5 protein-coding genes are annotated in these 5,013 nt (G+C 40.4%); all 5 read left to right on the top strand.

The genetic code is table 11. The annotated features are described in order from the left end of the window. On the top strand, window positions 1–213 hold a 213-nt coding region (locus tag AC1DLI_RS34065), incomplete at its 5' end, for a hypothetical protein (protein WP_477610119.1). A 102-nt stretch (window positions 214–315) separates the two neighbouring features. Then, on the top strand, window positions 316–723 hold the full coding sequence (locus AC1DLI_RS34070) for a hypothetical protein (protein WP_477610121.1): 408 nt from the start codon (window positions 316–318) through the stop codon (window positions 721–723). A gap of 1,041 nt (window positions 724–1,764) precedes the next feature. After that, on the top strand, window positions 1,765–3,162 hold the full coding sequence (locus AC1DLI_RS34075) for a spore germination protein (protein WP_477610123.1): 1,398 nt from the start codon (window positions 1,765–1,767) through the stop codon (window positions 3,160–3,162). Continuing rightward, complete coding sequence (locus tag AC1DLI_RS34080; protein ID WP_477610125.1) at window positions 3,159–4,319, top strand: Ger(x)C family spore germination protein; 1,161 nt, start codon at window positions 3,159–3,161, stop codon at window positions 4,317–4,319. The genes AC1DLI_RS34075 and AC1DLI_RS34080 overlap by 4 nt, the downstream gene beginning before the upstream one ends. 16 nt (window positions 4,320–4,335) lie before the next feature. Further along, a partial coding sequence (locus tag AC1DLI_RS34085; RefSeq protein WP_477610127.1) for a GerAB/ArcD/ProY family transporter occupies window positions 4,336–5,013 on the top strand: 678 nt, incomplete at its 3' end.

Consider the following 5,013-nt stretch of genomic DNA (forward strand, 5'->3'; position numbering starts at 1 on the left):
CGCCGTGCAGAACATGAAGAAGATCGCCCTCCACTTGGAACGGAGGGCGTAAGAGGTTTAAACCCTCTGTTTCTCACGAAAAGAGAGGATAAAAAAACAAAAGAGAAACMTGTCGTTTTGAAAAAACGTGGGTTTCTCTACAAGCTGAGCAGTCCGTATCGGACTGCTCTTTTGTATGTGGTCAGCAACAGTAAATTCTTCAATCACTATTAACCCGTTCAACTAACGGGCAGGATAATTTAGCATACCCTAGAATTGGGATTTTAGATTATATTAGAATATAGGAAATATATTAAAAATGAAAAGGAAGTAAAAATGAGACAATTGCATACTCTCTTCCTTATCTTATTTCTTTTGGGATGTGACAATAAACAAATGACAATCGAAGATACAATTTATGAATATTACGAAACCATGTTACAAGGAGAGATGGAGAAGTCTCAAGAATTTCTTAAATGGGACTCGGAAGAAGCAAGTATCATTGATTATTATGCAAACATGGGCAAATTACGCAAAGAGTATCAAATTATCTCGATTGAAAATTTTGAGATAATTAGCCTGAGTGAGAAGGATGAAACAGGTAAGGTAACTGTGAAAATTACCTATAAAAATAAAAATGGTATGGAAAAAATTGAAATTAACAAAGTTAAATTATGCATTGATTCTAAAGGAATTTGGAGAATAACATCAATAAAGACTAGCGTATCCTTTGAGGAGCTTTAAAGATTAAGCTAACAAGCAGGATAATTTAATCAATTAGCGAAGTTGTCAGATTAATGGAGGGACAAATAGCTCGATTTCATGTTGTTCAAACCACGATGAGGAATCCCATGAAAAGTTTTAATGACTAAGCCTTCTGATGAAAAATTTGAGAATTGGCTTGAATACGGGATTAATTGTGACTATGTTGAATATGAAGATGTATGCTTTAAAGATGGAGAGAAAATAAGATTCAAATCTTCGCAATTTAGGGATGTAGGGATATTCGTTTCGTATGAATTAAACTACGAATTTGAAAGCGGGGAAAAAGTAACCTTTAGGACACTCGGTATCCTAGGAGTACTCTTCCAAATGAATGACGGTTATTTATGGGAGGAATTTCTAAATTAAATTGTGCTATTTTTAATCTAGCAACCGCTAAGCTAACGGGATACGTTAACGAAATTCACAGCACAAATGCAGTCCGCCAGAACGTTCTGACAGACTGCATTTATCATCTACAAGTGTCGGAGGACAAGAACATATATACATTAGAAGCCGCGTAAACCGCGGTTTTTTTGTTGTGAGGATATATGTTCTTGTCCAAACCTGAAGACTAGAACATATATTCATCACCGAAATGGGCCCAGAACTTAAACCCTTATCCGGATTTTAAAGATTTTAGCATTTCCAGCGTCTATACAAACCGGTTGGTATGAAGGAGATATCTTTAAGTTAATTGGAAGTTTAACGCTATAGACAGCTAAATTTAATGCGAATACAGCATTCCTCGTTGACACTCCGATCGGAATACATTAGATAGAGCAGCAACCTTGCTCGTCCCAATGCCCCTTACGTTTCCGTCGTATGACACGCCACGATTTCCGTTCCCCGGGTGAGAGAATCGGGGAAGCGATTCTTCATGCGGCCATCGAGACCTGATCAAAACTCGAGAACGCAAAGAAGCACTTGCTGCTAGCATTGCATCATTTGCTTTTTCTGGAATAAAGCAACAAAAATCCACGCATAATATACACTTACTTTCTGGAAAGGGTGGTAATCAGCATGGAACCAAACATTCCCGTGGATGTGAGTGAAAATGTTAACATTAATCATGATGCGTTGAGATACATTTTTCGTAATTGTGCTGATATCGTAATCCGACCGTTAAAACTATCGGATCACTATAACATTCTGCTCGTTTATATAGAAGAACTGACTGATTCGAAAGAATTGGAGCAGATTATTTCGGCATGTATGATTAGTCGTGATATTGACCGACTGACACAGTATAAAATTGTAGTTCGCTTATCGGAAATTGTAGCTAAAGTTCTTAAAGGCAGTACGGCTATCATTCTAGATGGTAAGCCTTATGCTTATTTAGCAGATCTGACCGCTTTCAATCAACGCGCTATCAATGAACCTTCAAACGAGGCATCGATACGCGGTCCACGTGAGGGATTCACCGAAGACTTAAAAACAAATTTAAGCATGATTCGAAGAAAAATAAGTAATCCGAAACTAAAGTTTGAAAGCCATCAAGCAGGAGAACTGACCAATACAGAGTTTGTCGTTGCATATATCGAAGAAATCGTCAAACCCGAATTGCTTCAAGAAGTCACAAGAAGACTTGATGCTTTCCACACGAATCAACTGTTGGATTCCAGTTATATTGAAGAATTTATCGAAGACAAGACCTTATCCCTATTCCCGCAAATCCAAAATACAGAACGTCCGGACACCGTTTCCGCGAGTTTATTGTCAGGAAGTGTAGCCATTATCGTTGACGGCTCTCCAAACGCATTGTTGTTGCCAATGACATTTTGGTCAGGTTTTCAAGCAGCGGAAGACCATTATGAACGTTTCTTATACGTCTCGGCAGTCAGACTTTTGCGGTTCTTGCTGGCAATTATGTCTTGCCTGCTTCCATCCATTTATGTTGCGCTAACGACGTTCCATCCACAGATGATTCCTCTTTCTCTAATGCTTAGTATTTCAGCGTCTAGAGAAGGTATTCCGTTTCCGACCGTTATTGAAACTATGTTGATGGAACTTATGTTTGAAGGATTGCGGGAAGCCGGTCTTCGTTTGCCTAAAGCAATCGGGTCAGCCGTGAGTATCGTAGGCGCATTGGTTATTGGGGAAGCAGCCGTCCAAGCTGGATTTATCTCTGCTCCTATCGTTATGATTGTTGCAGGTACTGGAATTGCTTCGTTCGCTTTTCCCAGTTATAGTCTGGCATTGCCTTTTCGAATTCTGCGGTTTCCGTTGCTGATATTAGGGGGATTCCTTGGGCTGTACGGTGTTGCCATCGGGATTATGTTTATCATGATCCACCTTGTGACACTCAAGTCGTTCGGCATTCCATATTTAAAACCGATTGCTCCTATTGGACCGAATTTTTGGAAGGACACGCTGATACGAATGAATAAACGGTACGTATCGGCGCAACGAAAACAATGATGAAGGTCTGTTGTTCAATCATTTGTTTAGTACTGACATTGTTGCTTGCCGGATGTTGGGACAGAAATGAAATAAACGATTACGCTTTCTGGATTGGAACTGCCCTGGATTTATCGGAGAGCGGCAAACTTCAGAAAAGCGCTCAAATCGCAGTTCCCGCCGATATCAATAGCACCAAAGGAGGAGGGGGAAACGAGAGGGCAAATATCGTACTAACAGCGACTGGATCTTCTATCGTAGATTTGACTCAACAAATTCAAGACAAGCTGCCCCGCAGAGTTTTTCTTGGCCATCGTAGGTCCATTTTCATCGGAGAAAAGTTGGCACGTAAGGGGCTAACCGATATTATGGATCAATTTACGCGAAATACCGATACTCGAATGCGGACGGACATTTTCGTTGTAAATAATGGTAAAGGAAAGGATGTATTAAATATCAACAGTCCGTTCAATCAATTCTCGGCGATCGTGGCTGTTGATCAAGACCGATTTTGTCGATTAGGAGACACTGCCTTAAGAGATGTCTTGCTCGATGTAGGTCGGGATGGCATTCGGCCTTCCATGCCGATGGTCGAAATTTCTCCGAAGAATGAGCAGGAGAAACACGAAATCTTCGAAGTTAGATCCGTTGCTATATTTAATCAAGATTTGCAAATGGTCGGGGAAGTAAGCGGGAGAGAATCTTTAGAATTGTTTTGGGTCAAAGGGGTATTAAAAAATCAATTCGTGACTGAAGAGACGGGGGAAGGTAGCATAGCTTTATATGAATACAACTTAAAAAGATCCATTCGTATGGAATTCGAAAACAATAAACTGAAGGCCTACGTAAAACTGGTGGGCACTGGAAGGGTGGTTGAAAACAATACGGATATAGATCCTTCGGTATCCGCCGAACGCATCCGGTTAGAACGCAAACTTAATGAAATTAAATCAAAGAAAGTTGAAGCAACAATAAAAAAAATACAGCTTCAGTATGGACAAGACGTGTTCGGATTCGGAGAAGAAATTCACAGAGAACATCCTTACTACTGGAAAGAAATTAGGAACAAATGGGATCAAATATTCCCGTTGCTTGAAGTATCGGTTGATGTCAAATTGAAAATTCAGAGTACTGGGGATATAGGCAAGCGAATCCCAGGAATAGGAGAAAGAAAGTGAAAATTCAACTTGGCAATTGTTTTGGATATTCACGACGTTAGAAATTTCCATGAGTATATGGTTGACTGTATCGCCAACGATCGAAATTGCTAAACAGGACGCCTGGATCTCCCTTGCAGTGGCAGGTGTCATTGGACTAGTCGTGACGCTGATTTTAGTTCGAGTCAGTCAACTACATTCTTCTCAAACGCTGGTGGAGTTTGCACAAAAGCTGTTTGGAAAGTGGGGCGGAAAACTAATAGGTATGTTGTATATTTTGGTGTGGTTTTCGGTATCTGCCGATATATTAAGAATCTTTTCTTTATTTATTCAGCAATTTCTTTTTCACGATACACCGATATGGATTATCGCAGCGCTTATGGTCGCAGCTATGGTTTACATAAACTACGCAGGAAGCGTCGAAGCTATTGCCCGATTCAGTGAAATGGCCGGACCGTTGCTTCTGGTCGGCATTGTCATTACTTTTGCATTAAATTTAACCAATCTGCACCCATCGCTTCTTTTGCCTGTATACGCGGATTCCGGAATAATGCCCATTTTGAAGGGTTCATTGGTGAATGCATCCTTCCTAGGAGAGTCCATGATGCTCATGATGTTAACGCCTTTTATCGCGAATTCGCAAAAACTCCTAAAGCCGACGCTATTGGCGATTGGCGTTCCATCATTGATCGCCATTGTTACAACGGTTATGGTT

The organism is Paenibacillus sp. 01T443, from assembly GCF_056398325.1.

Excerpts from the sequence above, each read along its gene's own strand:
- AC1DLI_RS34075 (WP_477610123.1), top strand. The coding sequence starts at position 1,765 with ATGGAACCAAACATTCCCGTGGATGTGAGTGAAAATGTTAACATTAAT.
- AC1DLI_RS34080 (WP_477610125.1), top strand. The coding sequence starts at position 3,159 with ATGATGAAGGTCTGTTGTTCAATCATTTGTTTAGTACTGACATTGTTG.
- AC1DLI_RS34070 (WP_477610121.1), top strand. The coding sequence starts at position 316 with ATGAGACAATTGCATACTCTCTTCCTTATCTTATTTCTTTTGGGATGT.